This is a genomic window from Nonomuraea lactucae, from assembly GCF_003313395.1.
Lineage (GTDB): Bacteria > Actinomycetota > Actinomycetes > Streptosporangiales > Streptosporangiaceae > Nonomuraea > Nonomuraea lactucae.
In genome coordinates this window covers 1-17,817 of sequence record NZ_QNFZ01000027.1, presented here as the reverse complement: position 1 = coordinate 17,817, position 17,817 = coordinate 1, and the positions used below count along the sequence as shown (strand labels likewise).

Below are 17,817 nucleotides of genomic sequence, written 5' to 3'. Positions count from 1 at the left end.
AATCGCAAAACCGGCAGGTGCTCGGACGGTCCCGCGGGGGGTTGACCACCAAGCTGCACCTGCTTGTCGAAGCCCGTGGGCTGCCGCTGGCGCTGTATCTGACCGGCGGCAACGTGGTCGACTGCACCGCGTTCGAGGCGGTGATGGCCAAGTTCCGGCTGCGCCGCCCGGCCGGGGGTCGTCCTGGCACCCGGCCGGGCACGCTGATCGCCGATAAGGGGTACTCCAGCCGCAAGATCCGTCTCTCGTTGATGCTGTGGCTCCGGCACGCCGAATTGTCAGACACGATGCCCCGACGTATCCAGGAGCAGGACGGCCGCCGCTTCAGGCGCGACGTCGGCGGTTCCTATGAGGGCATTGGCATGGATGCGAACATCGCGGAGCACAAAGCCCGTCAGCACGTCCGGTTGACGCTTCTGCGTGGTGAAGAGCCTGAGCCGACGAGACATCGCCACAGTGAGAAGTGGCACTACTAGCGAATGCGCAGAAGCGTCCCAGGGGTTCTGGAGCGCTTCCACGTGGCAGGCTCGGTCACGTCAGAGTCCTGCCGAGCTTGGCGAGCGCCTTGAGCTTCTCATCGAGGGAGGCGTGGGCGTAGATCGTCATGACGCCACAGCACCGGCTGTGGCGGGTCGCATCAGCTTGCCGTGTGAAGGAGTCCCGGGCTCCTGATACATGATGATCTGTGTGGAGACGGCCAGGAACGTGATGACGGCTGGCACGTTGGGTGCGTTGCTGGACCGTTCGCTTGTGCAGATGGCGGAGGCTGCCGCGGACGCCAGAACCTACGATCGTGAGACCATTTACACGGTTTCCGACGTGTGGGACAACAACACCTTTCCCTTGTTCCGCGCACTGGCCGCCCGTACATGGTGGGGCCGTGACCGGCGGGCACGTGCCGCCCTGGAGTGGATGGCCGCTTTCGGTGTGGAGCGGCGGACGTGGATGGCGGAGCAGTCGGCGATCGCCGGGTACCCGTTGCTGCCACCGTCGATGGGGACCGACCGCCACTACCGCCACTACCGCGATTACCGGGGAGTCGTGAGGGCGTCTAGGGAGCCGCTGACGACGGAGGTCGCCGCGGCGGTCGGCGTCGACTACGACCTGGCCACCGCCGAGGTTCGCTCCCTGTTGTTGGAACGGATCGGCACCCGGTTGACCGGCGCCCTGGTTGTGACCGCCCGACGCCGATACACCTCTGAACGGCCAGCCGACGAGGTCGCCGAGTTACGGCTGCGGCTAGACGAGGTCACCGACGCACACTTCAATTCCCATGACTCGTCCAGGATCACCATGGATTTCGGGACGGGACAGGTGGCGATCGGCATGGGGAAACGCGGAATCCTGCGTGCGGCGGGTGCCACCGTCCACCCCGACGACCTGAGCTGGCACCTGTCCGCAGCAGGCCGAGCGTTCGATGCGCGAACCCTGGCGGGCTCGCGGCCATCTCATGAGGCTCCTCCGCCGCGATGGCAGGAACCGCTGGGCGAGGGCCCTTTGGTCGCCGCGACGATCCTGCACAATGCGATGCTGCAGATTCGTATGGTCCGCTACGCCCGCCATGCCGGTGAGGTCTTGGTTCGACCTTTATGTCTGGCGTTTGCCGGCGCGGGGAAGTCCATTCTCGCCGCAAGCACGTACATGCGGGCGAGCCGGCGCGAGGAGGCATTCCGTCAGCTGGTCGAGGGCTGGGTACGGAAAGGAGGGCCTGACCTGGCTCCCTGGTTCGCGGCGCGCCTGCGCGCACTCGCCGGCGAGGTCAGCGGCACGACCCGAGAGTGGGTCACATCGGTGATACCGCAGCTGGAACGAGACTCCGAGGTGGAGGGAGGGGCAGCCTCCGATCTGCCTGCGGAGGCCGAGCTGCGGTTGGTCAAATACGTGGCAGCGCACACTCGGCATGAACATCCATACGCCGGCTCGGCCCTGGTCCAGTTGGCCGTGCCGCCTCGTCCCCAAGCCGGCCAAGATGAATCCTGGACCTTGTATGGATGGGAGTTCACGAGCCCTCATCTTTTCCAGTTGAGCGACACCGTCTTCCACGGCGCCACTAACCCACAGCTGATAGGAGCCCCTGGGGCGGTCCGCTCCCTCAGCCTGAACGGTGGCGACCTCACTGTGGCCACCGCGAAGCTCGAAGACCCCCTGTGGCGTCATCTGGGCACTGCGGCCGCTTCTACTTGAAACTGAATTCAGATTATATTGCTGGCAATCGCAGGAGGTGCACCATGCCAACCATCGACGTCAACGGCACGACGCTCTACTACGAGGACGACGGTCCACGGGATGCTCCGGCGCTCGTCATGAGCCCGTCGATGTTCTTCGACACCCGGATGTTCCAAGCCCAGGCCGATCACTTCAACGACCGCTACCGGGTGATCCGGTACGACCATCGAGGACAGGGGCGCAGTGCTCGTGCCCCCCGCGATCAGCTCGATTACGACACGCTCACCCAGGACGTCGTCGAGCTCATTGGCGCGCTCGGCATCGCGCCGGTCGTGTTCGTCGGCAACTCGATGGGCGGGTTCGTCGGGCTCCGGCTCGCGGCACGTCACCCCGAGCTGCTGCGCTCGGCGGTCGTCATGGGTACGTCAGCCGACGTCGAGGAGCAGGTGGAGGAGATGGACGTCCTCATTGACGTGCTCGGCGAGCACGGCATGGAGCCGATCTTGGAGGGTCTACTCACGTTCATGATGGGCGAGACCACCCTGAACGACCCGTCTCGTGCCCACATCCTCGCCGGGGTGCGCCAGCTCCTCTTGAGTCGTGGCCCCGAGTACGCGGACGCGGCGTGGCACATCCCGCACCGGGCCGGCGTCTTGGACGAGCTGGCCGCGATCACCGTCCCGCTCGTCGTCGTCGCAGGCACCGAGGACCACACCTATCCGCCCGAGAAGTCCAAGCAGATCGTCGCGGGGGTGCCACACGCCGAGCTGGTCGTAATGGAGCACACGGGTCACGTCCACGCCCTGGAGAATCCTGACGGTGTGATCGACCTGCTCGAGCGGCATCTCCCCACGGTGGTGTGACGAGGGAGAGTCAGTGGTCACCACGGTCTGCCGGGTGACCACCGACTCCCGTTGCGCTCACCCGAAGTAGCGGCGGGTTCTTGACGGGTGCTGGGCGTGCCCTCTGTGCTGGTGATCCAGCTCCAACCGCTGGTCCCCCGGCCGAGCAGGTAGGTCGCCATCTGGCTGCGGGGCTCCTTCGCGTGAGCTGGAGATCGCTGTCCGCCGCCGGTGAAAATCGGATGACATTTCGGTCCACTTGCCGGAATGCTGGACGCGGGCGATGAGTTTTGTCGGTGGTGTCGGTCAGTCTTATGCATGACCACGACTGCTTGTGAGACCCAAGGCTGGGACGCCAGCCACGACCAAGTCATGTCCCGACAACCCCGATCGAGGTACCGTGTCCAGCCCACAGCTCGACTCACCTGCCACGTCCGCGACCGCCGTTTCGGGTCGCACCCCCGCCGTGATCCGGCTGTTGGTGCTCGCCACGTTCGTGGTCATCCTCAACGAGACGATCATGATCAACGCGATCCCGCGGCTGATGGGCGCGCTCCGCATCACCGAGCAGACCGCTCAGTGGCTCTCGACCGCCTTCATGCTGACCATGGCCGCGGTCATCCCGATCACCGGGTGGTTCCTGCAGCGGGTGTCCACCCGCCGCGCGTACGCCACCGCGATGGGCCTGTTCCTGCTCGGCACGGCGTTGGCCACGGTCGCGCCGATGTTCGAGGTGCTGCTGGGCGCCCGCATCATCCAGGCGTCCGGTACGGCGGTGATGATGCCGCTGCTGATGACCACGCTGATGCAGGTGGTGCCCGAGGCCGACCGAGGCCGGGTGATGGGCAACGTCACGCTGGCCATCTCGGTCGCGCCCGCGATGGGCCCGGCGGTCTCGGGGGTGATCCTCCAATTCGGGTCCTGGCGGCTGCTGTTCGCCGTGGTGCTCCCCATCGCCGCAGTGATCACATGGCGCGGCCTGAAGCAGCTCAAGAACGTCGGAGAGCCCCAGTTCAGCACCATCGACTGGTTCAGCGTGGTGACCGCCGCTGCCGGTTTCGGCGGCCTGGTCTACGGGCTCAGCCAGTTCGAGGGCGGTGACGTCCGCGTCGCCGCCACGATCGTGGCGGCCGGCCTGATTGCCATCACCGTCTTCGTCGTCCGCCAGCTGTCGCTGCAGAAGCGCGGTGCGCCGCTGATGGACCTGCGTACCCTTCGCCACCGCACCTACACGGTCGCGCTGATCCTGATGTCGGTGGCTTTCATGGCGATGCTCGGATCGATGATCTTGCTGCCGCTGTACCTGCAGAACGTCCGCGCGCTCAGCCCCCTGGAGACCGGGCTCCTCGTGATGCCGGGCGGCCTCGCGATGGGGCTGCTCGGTCCGACCGTCGGCCGCCTGTTCGACCAGTTCGGCGGCCGGGTTCTGGTCATCCCCGGCGCGATCGGGATCACGCTCGCGCTCACCGGCTTCACGCAGGTCACGATGACCATGCCGTTCTGGCAGCTTCTCGCTCTGCACGCGCTGCTGATGGTGAGCCTGGCGGCGACCTTCACCCCGGTGTTCACTCTCGGGCTCGGAGCGGTTCCTCCGCGGCTCTACTCCCACGGCAGCTCGATCCTGAGCACGCTGCAGCAGGTCGCGGCGGCCTTCGGCACCGCGCTCGTGATCACCGTGATGAGCGCGCGAGCCGATGCCCTGAAATCCGCGGGAGTCACCGAGGCACTCGCCAACCTCGAGGGCATGCGGCTGGCTTTCATCATCGGCGCGGTGCTGTCCGTGGCTGTGGTCATCGCCGCCCTGCTCCTGCCGGCCCGAGCGAACAACGCCGGTGTGCTCGAGGAACCCGCCGATGAGACCGGTATGGCGGCGGTGGAGAGCGAGGCTTGATCTCTCTTGTCGGGCGGGCCGCGCGCCTGCCCGACAAGCAGCGGATCAAGTTCGCCGCCGCGGATGCCGGGCAGACCGGCGATCTGTACTTCACGCCGCCAGGACAGCGGGAACGCCCAGTGGTCAGGGCAGGAGCCCTGCCGCGGTCGCCGAGACGACCGTCCCGGAGGGGATCGCCCCCATCATGATGGGGGCGGCCTCCGAGAATGCGGCGGGCTCAGCGGAGACCGCGGCGGGTTCAGCTGAGCGAGAGTGTCGCGATGACGATCAGCATCAGCATGAGCGCCAGTAGGCCCCCCGCGACCGCCAGCAGGGCGATCACGCAGCCCTTTCCGTTCCATGGTTGGGGGGCGGGGCCGAGGGCGCCTCGGGAGTAGGCCCACATGGGGGCGCGGTATTCGAGTTCGAGCGCCATTCCGGGCTGGAGCAGGACCGTCAGGTCCGCGGGGCCGATCTGTGGGGGGAGGAAATAGGGCAGGTGGATGTGAAGGTGGTACTGGCCGGGAGGAAGTGGGATCGTGTTGCGGCCCCATCTGCCCAGAGTCTGGTGGCCGTTGAGGATGATCTTGGGGGTGATCATGCTCAGCATGAAGCCGATCCAGTGTCGCCTCACATCGAGGATGAGATACGCCTGCGCCCCGGAGGGTACGGGTGGGGGCGGCTGGCTCGGCCGGCTCGGCTGGCTCCATGGGGAGAAGGGCGCGGGCTGGTGCATGGCGCTCAGGCTACTTCCACCCGATCTGTCACGATGTTGTTGTCGCCGGATGTTCAAGGGGTTGGGCTGGGCAGGCGATCAGGGGTCTGGCGTCCGGGCTCGTGTTCGGGCGGTCGAGCGGGGCGAGCGGGTCGACCGCTGGAGGCGTCGTGCTGCCGTCGTGGACGCGCCACACGCACCCGGGGGGCCCTGCGTCCGAGGGCCCGCTTGACGCGGGGCTGCTCCGGCGGCGCGGGCGCGAGCGTCTTGCGGCCGGGGTGACGCTGCCGGGCGTGCCCGGCTCGGCGGACCGGATCACCGCGTACGAGGACTGGGTGGTCGGCGAGGAGGGGCTCGAGGCGTCGTTGGACCGGATGGCCGGACCGGGATGGGTTTCTGTGCCTGCGTTCTCCAGTTGGGAGACCTTCGAGCAGGTCGCCCGGTCCTGGGGCTCTGGCCGGTTCCGTGAGTCGTTTCGGGCGGCCCACGCGCGCCTGGGGCCATTGGTGTCGGCCGCGTACCACGGTCGGATCATCCGCTGACTCTCCCGGTCTGCTGCGGGTCGACGCTCAGCCGAGGAACGTCGCGGTCGTCGCGACGAACCTGTCGGGGTCGTCGAGCCATGGATGATGGCCTGCCTCTGGTTGAACGGCGAACTCGGCGTTCGGGAACAACTCGGCGAATTCGGCCGCGGCGCTCGGGGGCGTGTTCAGGTCGAACTCTCCGGCGAGCAGCAGCACCGGGGCGTGGAAGGCGGCGAGTGCCGCGCGAGTGGCGTCCGGGTGGAACGCGCCCTCGGCGCCGAAGGCGGCCGCGGCTTCGGCGTTCCGGCGGCGGTCGTGGGTCGCCTGGTGGGCCTGTGCCGCCGCGTCCCATCGCCCGTAGAGGAAGGGGTCGATGGCCTTCCTGTTGCCGGTGGTGACGTTGCCGGCCACGATCTCCTCAAGGGCCGCGTAGGCCGGTCCGAACCAGGGCTCGTCCCCGCGGAGCCGCGCGGTCGCGAGCCGGGACTCCCCGGTGGCCTCGATGCCGACGGCCCTGGTGCTGGGGGTGATCAGAGCGAGCTTGCGGACACGTGCCGGGCGCCGGGCCGCATAGAGAACAGCGAGGTTCGCGCCCGCGGAGTGCCCGAGCAGGTCCAACTGGTCAAGATCGAGGTGCTCGCGCAGGGCCTCGACGTCATCGACGAGCCGGTCACAGCGGTACGAGGTGGCGTCCGCCGGTGTCCCGGACCGGCCGGTGCCCCGAGGGTCCACCATGATCAGCTGTCGATGGGCCGACAGGCCGCCGAGGTCCCCGAGGTAGACCGAGTCCTGCATCGGGCCGCCCGGTAGGCAGATCACCGGGTGGCCCGCTCCGAACACGTGGTAGGCGAGGTCGGTTCCATCGTGGGCGGGGAAGGCGGGCATGGCCGTGATCCTTTCAGCGGCATTCCGGCCAGAGCAACCGGGTATTTCGACCGGGCGACCGCTGTTCGGACCGCATCCCTGATCCCTGGCTGCATGATCACGTCGGAGCGTTGGCGGCTGTGGATATTGAGTTTCCGTTTCTGGTCGAGGGTCGGCCCGGGGTCCCGGATGTGGCTCCCTCCGGACGACTGGTTACGACTCCGGTCGATAACAAATTCGAGCCAGGGCTTTCAAGATCTTAGTAAGTAACACTATGTTCCCTTTGATCGCGATTACGGAGGTTGTCCGGCTCTACTGGTGATAGAGGAGTTTCGCATGCGCAAACGCGCGTATCGGAGCGTGCTGGCCGCCGTCACCGCGGCCTCGGCCATGGCTCTCCCCCTCGTCTCGGCCGCCCCGGCCAGCGCGGACCCCGATCCCGCGGCGTTCAGCAGGAGCCTCACCGCGCCCACGGTGAAGCGGCACCTGGAGAAGCTGCAGGAGATCGCCAACGCCAACGGCGGCACGCGCGCCTCGGGCACCCCGGGCTTCGACCGGTCGGTGGACTACGTCGCCGGCAAGCTGCGCAAGGCCGGCTATCGGGTCACGCTCCAGGAGTTCGAGTTCCCGTTCTTCCGGGAACTGGAGAAGCCGGCCTTAGCGAGGACCGCTCCCAGCCCCAAGACGTACGTCCCCGATACGGACTTCGCGACCATGACGTACTCCGGGTCGGGTGACGTCAGTGGCACCGTCCAGGGTGTGGACCTGGTCCTCCCGCCGACCCCCGCGCCGAGCTCCACCTCCGGGTGCGAGGCGAGCGACTTCGCCGGATTCACGGCGGGCAACATCGCCCTGCTCCAGCGTGGCACCTGCACCTTCCAGATCAAGGTGGAGAACGCGCTGGCCGCCGGCGCCAGTGCGGTGATCATCTTCAACGAGGGCCAGCCCGGCCGTGACGGGCTGCTGAACGGCACCCTCGGCGTCCCGTTCACCATCCCGGTCGTGGGCACCACCTTCGCCGCCGGCAACGAGCTCGCATCGGCCGGCACCGCCGTTCAGCTCAAGACCAGGACCGAGAGCGACCTGCACCGCAAGACCCGCAACATCATCGCCGACCACCGCTCAGGCAACCCCGACAAGGTCGTCGCCCTCGGCGCGCACCTCGACAGCGTGGTCGCCGGGCCGGGGATCAACGACAACGGCTCGGGCAGCGCGGCGATCCTGGAGACCGCGCTGAGGCTGGCACCCCTGCCCACCAAGAACAAGCTCCGCTTCTACTTCTGGGGCGCCGAGGAGCTCGGCCTGCTCGGCTCCGAGCACCACGTGGCCAACCTCTCCGCCGAGGAGAGAGCCAAGATCAAGCTGTACCTGAACTTCGACATGATCGCCTCGCCGAACTACACGTTCGGAATCTACGACGGCGACGACTCCGACGGTGTCGGCGCCCCGGCCGGACCGCCCGGATCCGACAAGATCGAGAAGCTCTTCGAGAAGTACTACACCACGATCGGCAAGCCGTTCGTCGGCACCGACTTCACCGGGCGCTCCGACTACGGCCCCTTCATCGAGGTCGGCATCCCGGCCGGTGGCCTGTTCACCGGCGCCGAGGGCATCAAGACCGAGGACGAGGCAGCGAAGTTCGGCGGCCAGGCGGGTGTGGCCTACGACAAGTGCTACCACCAGGAGTGCGACAACCTCGCCAACATCAACGACGAGGCCCTGGCGATCAACTCGGGCGCCGTGGCGACCGCCGCGCTGGTCTACGCCTACAGCAAGGAACTGCCCGGCAGCGGGACCCCCGGCTCCACCACTCCCGGCACCGGCGGTGGCGGTGACGACCACGATCACGGCCACACGGTGAGCGAGTAGCACCTTCTCATGTGAACGCCCGTCTCGGGTGAACGGCCCCTTTTCGGGTGAACAGCGCATGGCCCCCGCCGTCTGGAGAGCGCAGGCGGCGGGGGCCGTGCTGTGCCGCCGCGTGGAAACGGGTTCGCGCTCTACCCGGGCAACCGGGCGCGCAGGGCCTGGATGAGCCAGTCGAGCGCGGGGGCCGTGCTTTCCGGGGCCGGCCAGCCGTTGATGACGGCGAGGGACTGGAGGTACTGCTCCCTGCGGGGGTCGTTCGCGGTCTCCAGCCGGGTCAGCAGCCTGTGCCGGAGGTCGGCGTGGTCGGCGTGCTCGGGGTGGCCGAGGATGCGCGCGTAGTGCGCCGCGATCGCCGCCACGACGGGGTCGGCCTGCGGGGAGGCCGGAGCGAGGCCGGCTGTCAGGGCCGGGGCCACCTGGTCACGGACCATGGCGACCAGGTCGCGGCGCGGGACTCCTCCAGTGGTGTCACGCTCGGCCGCGTGCTGTTCGGCCATGTGCCGCAGGCCGGCGCGGAAGTCCGGGTCCTGCGAAAGCTCGGCCAGGTCCACCCACGCCTCGACCTGCTCGGCGTCCGGGTCGTCGGGGAGTTCGGGGGTCATCGAGCACCGGATCGCCGTGACTGCCGGATCGGCGTCCAGGCCGCCGAAGGCGGCGTCGAGGAAGTCGCCGATCAGACGTCGGCGTTCGTCCCGCGACAACTTGGCGAGCCTGTGCATGAGTTCCATCTCCTCTGGGGTGGAGCCGCGCCTGGCCACCGCCGCCAGCACCGAGCGCCGCAGGCGTAGCACCCGGATCCGCACCTCGAGTGCCTCGGCGTGGGCCGCGGCGACCTCGGCAAGCGAGATCTGCCGGTCCACGATCTTCGTGATCGTGGGAAGGTCCAGGCCCAGGGCGCGCAGCGTTCGGACGAGGTCCAGGCGGGCGAGCGCGTCGATGCCGTAGAAGCGGTAGCCGGCCGGACTTCGGTCGGTCGGCGGCACGATCCCACGGTCGGAGTAGAACCTGATGGTCTTGACCGTCAGCCCCGCCATCCGGGCCAGCTCGCCGATCGAGTAGAGCCTGTCGCCGTTCATGCGCTCACCCTGGTGCCTCCCTCTGGTGGAGACTCAAGCCCAGTCTCCGGAGTCAACCGCACATGAGCCGTTGCGCCGCGGCGATGGCGTCGCCGGCCATGCTCGCGTTGACCTGTACCACGACCACGCGGCGGCCGTCCTCGGTGCTCATGGCGGCGCCGCCGTACCCCAGTATCAGGCCGGAGTGGGTGAGGACGTGCGCGCCGCAGCCGAGCCGCTCGGCGAAGACGCCGAACCTGCCCTCGCGCATCGCCCGGCCCTCGGGCCGGGCACCGCCGAAGAGGGACCGGTAGAAGGCGGCCACGTCCGCGGCGGTCGAGACGAGCCCGCCGGCGCTCCAGAAGATCGACGCGTGCACTCTGGTGGCCCCGTCCCGGCCGCGCGCGAGGTTCGCGGGGGTCAGGGCGGCCGGCAGCTCGGTCGCGGGGAGGGCGATCCGCCCTCGGACCAGCTGTCCGTACGGCCTGCGGCGCAGCTTCTCCAGGGTCATGCCGAGGAGGATGTAGTTGGTGTTGGAGTAGGCGAAGGTGCCGGGCGGGCCTGCGGCGCCTGCATGGGCGACGAGCTCGCGCGGCGGCCACCTCTTCAGGTGACCGCCGCCCTTCAGCGCCCTGGTGAAGCCGGGCGAGGTCAGATAGTCGGGGATGCCGCTGGTGTGCCTGAGCAGGTCCGCCACGGTCGCCCGGGTGCTGATCACGCCGGGGAGCAGGCGCTCGACCTCGTCGGTGACCGACAGCCGTCCCTCGCGTACGAGCTGGAGCACGAGGGCGGCGGTGAAGGTCTTGGTGATGCTGGCGATCCGGAACCGGTGGCCGGTCCGCATCGGCTCCCCCTTGTGGGCGCTGCCCGCGGCGGCCTGCCAGACGCGCTCGCCGTCCAGGACGTAAGCCACCGCTCCCGGCGCGCCCGCGCGCACCAGCCGTTCGGCTTCCGCCCGGACATCCGGAGGGTCGGCGGGGGGCTTCGCCGGGGTGGCCGTGGAGGTCGCCGCGGGCCTCGGTGGGGTGGCTGGTCCGGCGGTGCAGGCGGGCAGCGCAAGCAGCAGTGCGACGGCCGCGGCGCGTAAGCCCTTCCCACAGCCCTTCCCACAGCCCTTCCCACGGCGACGGCTACGGGCGCCGTGGGGCATCGGTGCGGAAGGCGGGGCGACGCGCGGCTCCATCGGGGGCGTTCTAGTCGTTCTGCTGATTGATATACATGTCTCCGGCTGATTGCTGGATTCGCGCTCGGTCGTAGCCGGTGGCGTTCATCTCTATTCGCGGTGAACGCGGTGGGGCTTGTGGGGTGAGAGGTGCGATCTTCTCGGCGATGAGGCGGCGTAAGGCGGCCGCGAATGCGGGGTCGGCGAGCGCGTGCCGGCGGAGCCGCCCCTGCCATTCCGAGACGAGTTCGTCATGGACGGCCGGGGCGGTGTCCGGGCGCGCGGCCGACAGTTCGCGGCGGGTCTCCACGAGAGCCGCCTCGACGTCCGGGAGCCGGTCGGGGAGGGTGTCGCGCCAGAGCCTGAGCAGCGCCACCTCCGCCTGCCTCCAGTTGTCACCCCCCATGGCGTTCACCAGTGAGACGGCTTCGGTACCGGTGAGTCGATCCACGGTCGCCTCGCTCTCCCGGGTGCGGGTTCGTGCCATGCCGCGCAGGCTCACGGCGAGGCCGGCGAGCGCCACGACCAGCCCGAGCACGCTCGCGAGCTTGTCGGCGGCGTCGAGGCCCACGACCGCGGTGCCGAGGGCCAGGGCGAGCGCCGCGCAGAGCGCCGCCGCGACCCTGAACAGTGCGCGCTTGGCCATGCCCCCATCATGGCCGGGAATTTCTGATCTGTCGCGCCGGATGGCAGCCACCCTTATCCCGACTTATCGCGCTTTATCCGGGTAAATTGGCGGGTCGAGGTAACGAAACGGGTTATTCGCGCGCGCGCCCTGGTCGCTGATTTACCGTGAAAGTTGATGGACGAGCGCGAAGAAGAACCACAGATACGCTTTGAGGCTCATGCGGAGGATTCGGCGAGCATCAACCAGGCGGCCGGAGATCTGCATTTCTATCTCGAAGACGGCACTCGTGTCCTGCGCCGCACGATCCCCGGCCAGACCACGGACATCTGCCCGTACCCCGGCCTCGCGGCGTTCGGGCCCGACCAGTCCGAGTGGTACTGCGGGCGCGACAAGGTGCTCGCCAACCTGCTCGGCCTGCTGGACCGGCGGCGGTCCGGCGTCCAAATGATCATCGCGCCCTCAGGTGCCGGCAAGTCCTCGCTGCTCGGCGCCGGGCTGCTGCCCGAGCTCAAGGCGTCCAAGCTGCCCGGCTCCAGCCGGTGGGCGCGGCTCTGGCTGACACCCGGCGTTCATCCCGTCGCCGCCCTCGCCGCGCAGGTCGCCGCCGTCACCGGCAACCCGGTGATCCCCGCGGAGTGCGCCGACATGCTCCAGCGGCATCTGGGCGACACCCCGGCCGTCGTGGTCGTCGACCAGTTCGAGGAGCTATTCACCCTCTGCGCGGACCTCGGCGAACGCCGGCAGTTCCTCGAGCTGCTCGGCCGGCTCGCCGAGCGGGTCGGCTGGGTCGTGATCGGCCTGCGCGCGGACTTCTACAGCGCCTGCCTCCGCCACCCGCTCCTCCTGGCCGCGCTCCAGGACAGCCCGCTGCTGCTCAAGAGCATGACCGTCGAGGAACTGCGGGACACCATCCTCTATCCCGCCCGCCGCGAAGGTCTGATCGTCGAACCCGGCCTGGTCGAACTGCTGTTACGCGACCTCGGCGCCGGCCCCGAAGGCGACTACGAGGCCGGCCGCCTCCCTCTCCTGGCCCACGCCCTGCGCGCCAGCTGGCAGCAGCGCAACGGGCACACGCTGACGGTCGCCGGCTACCTGACCACCGGAGGCATCAGTGGGGCCATCGCCACCACCGCCGACCGCACCCTCGCCGGGCTCAGCCCGGCGGGCCAGGCCATGACGCCGCGCCTGCTGGTCCAGCTGGTCAAACTCGGCGACACCGGCACCCCCGACGTGAGGAGGGCCCGTACGCGCGGCGAGCTGGTCGACTCCAGCCACGACCCCGCGACCGCCCGCGAGGTCATCGACGCCTTCACCGACGCCCGGCTGCTCACCTCCGACCGCGAGACCGTCACGATCACGCACGACGAGCTGCTGCGCAGCTGGCCCCGGCTGCGCGACTGGATCACCGCGAACCGGGAGGACCAGCTCATCGAGCAGGCGCTCGGCGAGGCCGCGACCGCCTGGCACCGGACGAGCGACGCGGACGTCCTCTACCGGGGAGCGCTGCTCGACCAGGCCCGCGCCTGGGCCCGCCGGGCCGTCAGCCCGCTGACGGCACCCGTCGCGGAGTTCCTCGAGGCATCCGACCGGCTCCAGCGGCGGACCACGCGCCGCCGCAACGTGATCATCGGTACGTTGACCGTCCTCAGCCTCGTCGCCACCACGGCCGCCGTCTTCGCCCTCCAGCAGCGGAACGACGCGCTCGCCCAGCGTGACCTCGCCGTCTACAACCGGGTGGTCACCGAATCCGACCGGCTACGGGCCACCGACCTGTCGAAGTCGGCGCAGCTCGCGCTCGTCGCGCACCGGCTGCGGCCCAGCCCCGCCACCGCTCAGCGCGTCCTCGGCACCCAGTTGTTCGCGCTGTCCATCCCGCTGAGGGGGCACACCGACAAGGTCACCTCCGTCGCCTACAGCCCCGACGGCCGCACCGTCGCCAGTTCGAGCTGGGACAGCACGATCCGGCTGTGGGACGTCTCCGACCCGGCGAACCCCGCGCCGCTCGGCCCGCCGATCACCGACGGCCAGAAACAGGTCAACACCGTCGTGTTCAGCAACGACGGGCGGCTCATGGCGAGCGCCGACTGGGACCGGGTGTTCCGGCTGTGGGACGTCTCCAACCCGTCCCGTCCCGTCCTGCTCAGCCAGACCGACAACGGCGGGAAACCGGAGGACGACAGCGCCGTCGCGCTGAGCCCCGACGGGAAGATCATGGCGGGCACCGGCCTGGGCAGCGCGATCGACCTGTGGGACGTCTCCGACCCGCGGCGGCCCGTCAAGATGAGCAGCCGCCTGGTCAGCACGGACTCGACCACCGCCAACGGGATGGAGTTCAGCCCGGACGGCCGCACGCTGTTCAGCACACGCCAGTTCGGGGAGTCCCAGATGTGGGATCTCACCGACCTCAGGCACCCGAAGTCGCTCGACGAAGAGATCGACACCGAGGCGGCCGCCTTCAGCCCGGACGGGAGACACCTCGCCACCAGCGGCCTGCGCGGCATGGTCGCCCTGTACGAGGTCAAGAGCCGGGCCAAGCCCGAGCTGGCCGGCTTCGCCCTCACCGGGCACACCAACACCCTCGGGGACATCTCGTTCAGCCCCGACGGGCTGCTCATGGCGACCGCCAGCCAGGACCAGACCGTGCGGCTCTGGAACATGGCCGATCCCCAGCGCCCCACGCAGGTCGGCCCGCCGCTGACCGGGCACACCCACGACATCGACACGGTCCGTTTCAGCCCCGACGGCCGCCGCCTGGTGACCGCCAGTGACGACTACGTGGTCCGGCTGTGGAGCCTGCCGCGCTCCGAGCTCATCGGCCACTCCTCGACGGTGAGGTCCGCCGTGTTCAGCCGCGACGGCACCAAGGTCGCCACCACGAGCGACGACCAGTCCGTCAGGTTCTGGGACGTCTCCGACCCGGCGGAGCTCCGGCCGTTGGGCGTACAGGTGCCCGCCCATCGCGGCCTCTTCAAGACCGAGTCCGCGTGGAGCCCCGACGGGCGGCTGCTCGCCACGTTCGCCGACTTCAGCCGCGTGCGGCTGTGGAATGTGTCCGATTTCTCCGCGCCTCGTACGCTCGGGGACCCCCTGCCCAACGGAGGCGAGGCCGTCCTGTCACCGGTCTTCCGGCCCGACGGCGCCGTGCTGGCCGTCGGGAACCCCGACGGTGGCGTGCGGCTCTGGGACGTCACGACCCCGTCCGCCCCCAGGTTGCTGGGCGCGACCACCCGCCGCGGCTTCCCCGCGTTCGCCGTGGCCTTCTCCCGCAGCGGGCGCCTGCTCGCCATCGGGCACGGCGACGGCAAGGTCGTTCTTTGGGACGTCTCCGAGCCCGGCTCGCCGCGGCGCCTCGCCGAGGGCACCAGCGGGTACCAGCAGGAGTCGGTGGAGTTCTCGCCGGACGGCCGGGTCCTGGCCAGCGTCAACAGCAACGAGGCCATCCAGCTGTGGGACGTCTCCGACCCGAGGGTGATGAAGCCGCTGAGCCGGCTCCGCGGCGCCCACAACGACGCCGTCAACATGGTCGCGTTCAGCCCCGACGGGAAGACCATGGCGTCCGGCAGCCAGGACAGCACCATCCGGATCTGGAACGTCACCGACCCGAAAAGCCCCACCCCGCTCGGCGAGCCGTTCATCGGGCACAGCGCCGACGTCCGCAGCGTCGCGTTCAGCCCCGACGGGAAGACCATGGCGTCCGGCAGCCGGGACAACACCGTCACGATCTGGTCCATGGACACCGGCGCGGTCATGGACCGGATCTGCCTCCTCTCGGCGGCCTCGATGACGCGGGAGGACTGGCGGCAGCACGTGGGCCCGGACATCCCGTACGACCCGCCGTGCGCCCGCCGTCCCACGGCGGCGCCCGCCGCCCCGCCGTCCCGCGCCTTCGACCTGTCCGGCGTCTGGCAGGGCACCTATCACTGCGCGCAAGGTGAGACGTCCATGCGCCTGACCGTCGGCGCACAGGCCGCGGACGGCTTCGTGTCCGCCCGGCTCGACCTCGGGCCGACCGCGGCCAACAAGCGTGTCCCCCGGGGCGCCTTCACCGTCCACGGGCGCGTCGCCGGTGGCGAGCTGCGGCTGCTGCCCGGCCACTGGATCGAACAGCCCTACGGCTACGTGATGGTGGGGCTCACCGCCTCCCTCCGGGACTCCCGGCCCACCCGGCTGACCGGACGCATGCTCCACCCGTTCTGCACGAGCTTCAGCATCACCCGCGCGTAGTCTCCGGGCTCTCACCCGGGGGCGGCACGTAGACCTGCCCGCCCTGCTCGCGGAACTCGGCCGACTTCACGGCCAGGCCGGCGGCGAGCGCCTCGGACTCCGGCAGCCCGCGCTGCTCGGCGAAGCGCCGCACATCCTGGCTGATCTTCATGGAGCAGAATTTGGGGCCGCACATGGAGCAGAAGTGGGCGGTCTTGGCGGGGGCCGCGGGCAGCGTCTCGTCGTGGAACGACCGGGCGGTGTCGGGGTCGAGCGACAGGTCGAACTGGTCCTCCCAGCGGAACTCGAACCGGGCGTCGGACAGCGCGTCGTCCCAGGACCGGGCGAGCGGGTGCCCCTTGGCGAGGTCCGCCGCGTGCGCCGCGATCTTGTACGTGATCACACCTGTCTTCACGTCGTCCCTGTTCGGCAGGCCCAGGTGCTCCTTGGGGGTGACGTAGCAGAGCATGGCGGTGCCGTACCAGCCGATCATGGCCGCGCCGATGCCGGAGGTGATGTGGTCGTAGCCGGGGGCGATGTCGGTGACCAGCGGGCCCAGCGTGTAGAAGGGGGCGTCGTCGCACACCTCGCGCTGCAGGTCGACGTTCTCCTTGATCTTGTGCATGGGCACGTGGCCGGGCCCCTCGACCATCACCTGGACACCGTGCTCGCGGGCGATGGCGGTCAGCTCGCCCAGCGTGCGCAGCTCCGCGAACTGCGCCTCGTCGTTGGCGTCGGCGATCGAGCCGGGCCGCAGCCCGTCGCCGAGGGAGAACGCCACGTCGTACGCGCTGAAGATCTCGCACATGTCGGCGAAGTGCTCGTAGAGGAAGCTCTCGCGGTGGTGTGCGAGGCACCAGGCCGCCATGATCGAGCCGCCGCGGGAGACGATCCCGGTCTTGCGGTGGACGGTCAGCGGCACGTACGCCAGCCGCACGCCGGCGTGCACGGTCATGTAGTCGACGCCCTGCTCGCACTGCTCGATCAGGGTGTCGCGGTAGACCTCCCACGACAGGTCGGCGGCGGCCCCGTTGACCTTCTCCAGTGCCTGGTAGATGGGCACGGTCCCGACGGGCACGGGGGAGTTGCGTATGATCCACTCGCGGGTGGCGTGGATGTCGCGGCCGGTCGACAGGTCCATGACGGTGTCGGCTCCCCAGCGGGTGGCCCAGGTCATCTTCTCCACCTCCTCCTCGATGGAGGAGGTGACGGCCGAGTTGCCGATGTTGGCGTTGATCTTCACCAGGAAGTTGCGGCCGATGATCATCGGTTCGCTCTCGGGGTGGTTGACGTTCGCGGGGATGATGGCCCGCCCCGAGGCCACCTCGCCCCGGACGAACTCCGGCGTCACCCCTTCCCTGACGGCCACGAACTCCATTTCGCGGGTGATCTGCCCGGCGCGGGCGTAGGCGAGCTGCGTCACCGGCGCGCCCTTCGCGCGCAGCGGACGTCCGGCCGGTCCGGGCGGCACGGGCCGGCCGTCGTAGTCGGTCACGTCTCCCCGGGCGAGGATCCACTCCCTGCGGAGCGGGGGCAGGCCCCGCGTCACGTCGGTGTCCGCCGAGGGGTCGGTGTACGGCCCGGACGTGTCGTACAGGCGTACCCGATCACCGTTGGACAGCAGCACCTCGCGCATGGGGACCCGGAGATCACCGGTGTAGATCTTGGAAAAACGCGCGCGCTCCATCGCGCAACTCCCTTCGCCGGCATTACCCGGAGCAGGTTCTGGCGGTCGGCGGCTGTCGGTAGCCGTCCTCTCAGCCCGGTCACACCGGGCTCCCGCGTTGGACGGCTCAACCTAACCAGGAGTGAAGGAGACGCGCAAGAAGTGGATCAGCTCAGACCGTTGCCGGAAGCGCGGCGGCGCGCCCTCCGCGACCGGACGCGACACCGGCCGCGTGGCTCGCCGAGGGCGCGCC

General features: G+C 69.5%; 13 protein-coding genes and 1 riboswitch. Of the genes, 7 read left to right on the top strand and 6 right to left on the bottom strand.

From position 1 onward, the window contains the following. The first annotated feature begins 17 nt into the window (after positions 1–17). From DQW85_RS01750 to DQW85_RS01735, 4 genes are all read left to right on the top strand, one after another. Positions 18–476, top strand: a complete 459-nt coding sequence (locus tag DQW85_RS01750) for a transposase (protein ID WP_113698569.1) — start codon at positions 18–20, stop codon at positions 474–476. A 211-nt stretch (positions 477–687) separates the two neighbouring features. Beyond that, a complete protein-coding gene (locus DQW85_RS01745; protein WP_162794625.1) occupies positions 688–2,184 on the top strand; it encodes a hypothetical protein in 1,497 nt (498 codons plus the stop codon). Between the two features lie 44 nt (positions 2,185–2,228). Continuing rightward, entirely contained in the window at positions 2,229–3,029 is an 801-nt protein-coding gene (locus DQW85_RS01740) for an alpha/beta fold hydrolase (RefSeq protein WP_113698571.1), read from the top strand. Positions 3,030–3,474: 445 nt separating this feature from the next. Next, positions 3,475–4,899, top strand: coding sequence for an MDR family MFS transporter (locus tag DQW85_RS01735; RefSeq protein WP_113698572.1), 1,425 nt, complete (start codon positions 3,475–3,477; stop codon positions 4,897–4,899). 238 nt (positions 4,900–5,137) lie between these two features. On the opposite strand, the gene DQW85_RS01730 is transcribed toward DQW85_RS01735, so the two are convergent. After that, positions 5,138–5,512: a hypothetical protein gene (locus tag DQW85_RS01730; protein WP_205314774.1), complete on the bottom strand. Its 375-nt coding sequence runs from the start codon at positions 5,510–5,512 to the stop codon at positions 5,138–5,140. A 359-nt stretch (positions 5,513–5,871) separates the two neighbouring features. On the opposite strand from DQW85_RS01730, the gene DQW85_RS01725 reads away from it, so the two are divergent. Beyond that, positions 5,872–6,135 carry a hypothetical protein gene (locus DQW85_RS01725; protein WP_162794626.1) on the top strand — a complete coding sequence of 88 codons (264 nt, stop codon included), beginning with the start codon at positions 5,872–5,874 and terminating at the stop codon, positions 6,133–6,135. Positions 6,136–6,162: 27 nt separating this feature from the next. Here DQW85_RS01725 and DQW85_RS01720 read toward each other — a convergent pair whose 3' ends face one another. Further along, positions 6,163–7,002: an alpha/beta fold hydrolase gene (locus tag DQW85_RS01720; RefSeq protein ID WP_113698575.1), complete on the bottom strand. Its 840-nt coding sequence runs from the start codon at positions 7,000–7,002 to the stop codon at positions 6,163–6,165. A 315-nt stretch (positions 7,003–7,317) separates the two neighbouring features. Between DQW85_RS01720 and DQW85_RS01715 the strand changes: the two genes are divergently transcribed. After that, the gene (locus DQW85_RS01715) at positions 7,318–8,850 is read left to right on the top strand and encodes a M28 family metallopeptidase (RefSeq protein WP_113698576.1); all 1,533 of its coding nucleotides are present in this window, start codon (positions 7,318–7,320) and stop codon (positions 8,848–8,850) included. Positions 8,851–8,981: 131 nt separating this feature from the next. On the opposite strand, the gene DQW85_RS01710 is transcribed toward DQW85_RS01715, so the two are convergent. The 3 genes from DQW85_RS01710 to DQW85_RS01700 are packed head-to-tail and all read right to left on the bottom strand — an operon-like array spanning position 8,982 to position 11,713. Next, complete coding sequence (locus DQW85_RS01710; RefSeq protein WP_113698577.1) at positions 8,982–9,926, bottom strand: MerR family transcriptional regulator; 945 nt, start codon at positions 9,924–9,926, stop codon at positions 8,982–8,984. Between the two features lie 52 nt (positions 9,927–9,978). Beyond that, positions 9,979–11,055: a serine hydrolase domain-containing protein gene (locus tag DQW85_RS01705; protein ID WP_275888155.1), complete on the bottom strand. Its 1,077-nt coding sequence runs from the start codon at positions 11,053–11,055 to the stop codon at positions 9,979–9,981. A gap of 43 nt (positions 11,056–11,098) precedes the next feature. Beyond that, positions 11,099–11,713: a hypothetical protein gene (locus DQW85_RS01700; RefSeq protein ID WP_113698579.1), complete on the bottom strand. Its 615-nt coding sequence runs from the start codon at positions 11,711–11,713 to the stop codon at positions 11,099–11,101. A 156-nt stretch (positions 11,714–11,869) separates the two neighbouring features. Here DQW85_RS01700 and DQW85_RS01695 point away from each other — a divergent pair, with 156 nt between their 5' ends. Then, entirely contained in the window at positions 11,870–15,919 is a 4,050-nt protein-coding gene (locus DQW85_RS01695; protein WP_113698580.1) for a WD40 repeat domain-containing protein, read from the top strand. On the opposite strand, the gene thiC is transcribed toward DQW85_RS01695, so the two are convergent. Then, positions 15,906–17,585: a phosphomethylpyrimidine synthase ThiC gene (thiC, locus tag DQW85_RS01690; RefSeq protein WP_113698581.1), complete on the bottom strand. Its 1,680-nt coding sequence runs from the start codon at positions 17,583–17,585 to the stop codon at positions 15,906–15,908. The genes DQW85_RS01695 and thiC overlap by 14 nt on opposite strands. Beyond that, a riboswitch (TPP riboswitch) is annotated at positions 17,577–17,691 on the bottom strand. Its footprint overlaps the gene before it by 9 nt. Positions 17,692–17,817 lie beyond the last annotated feature (126 nt).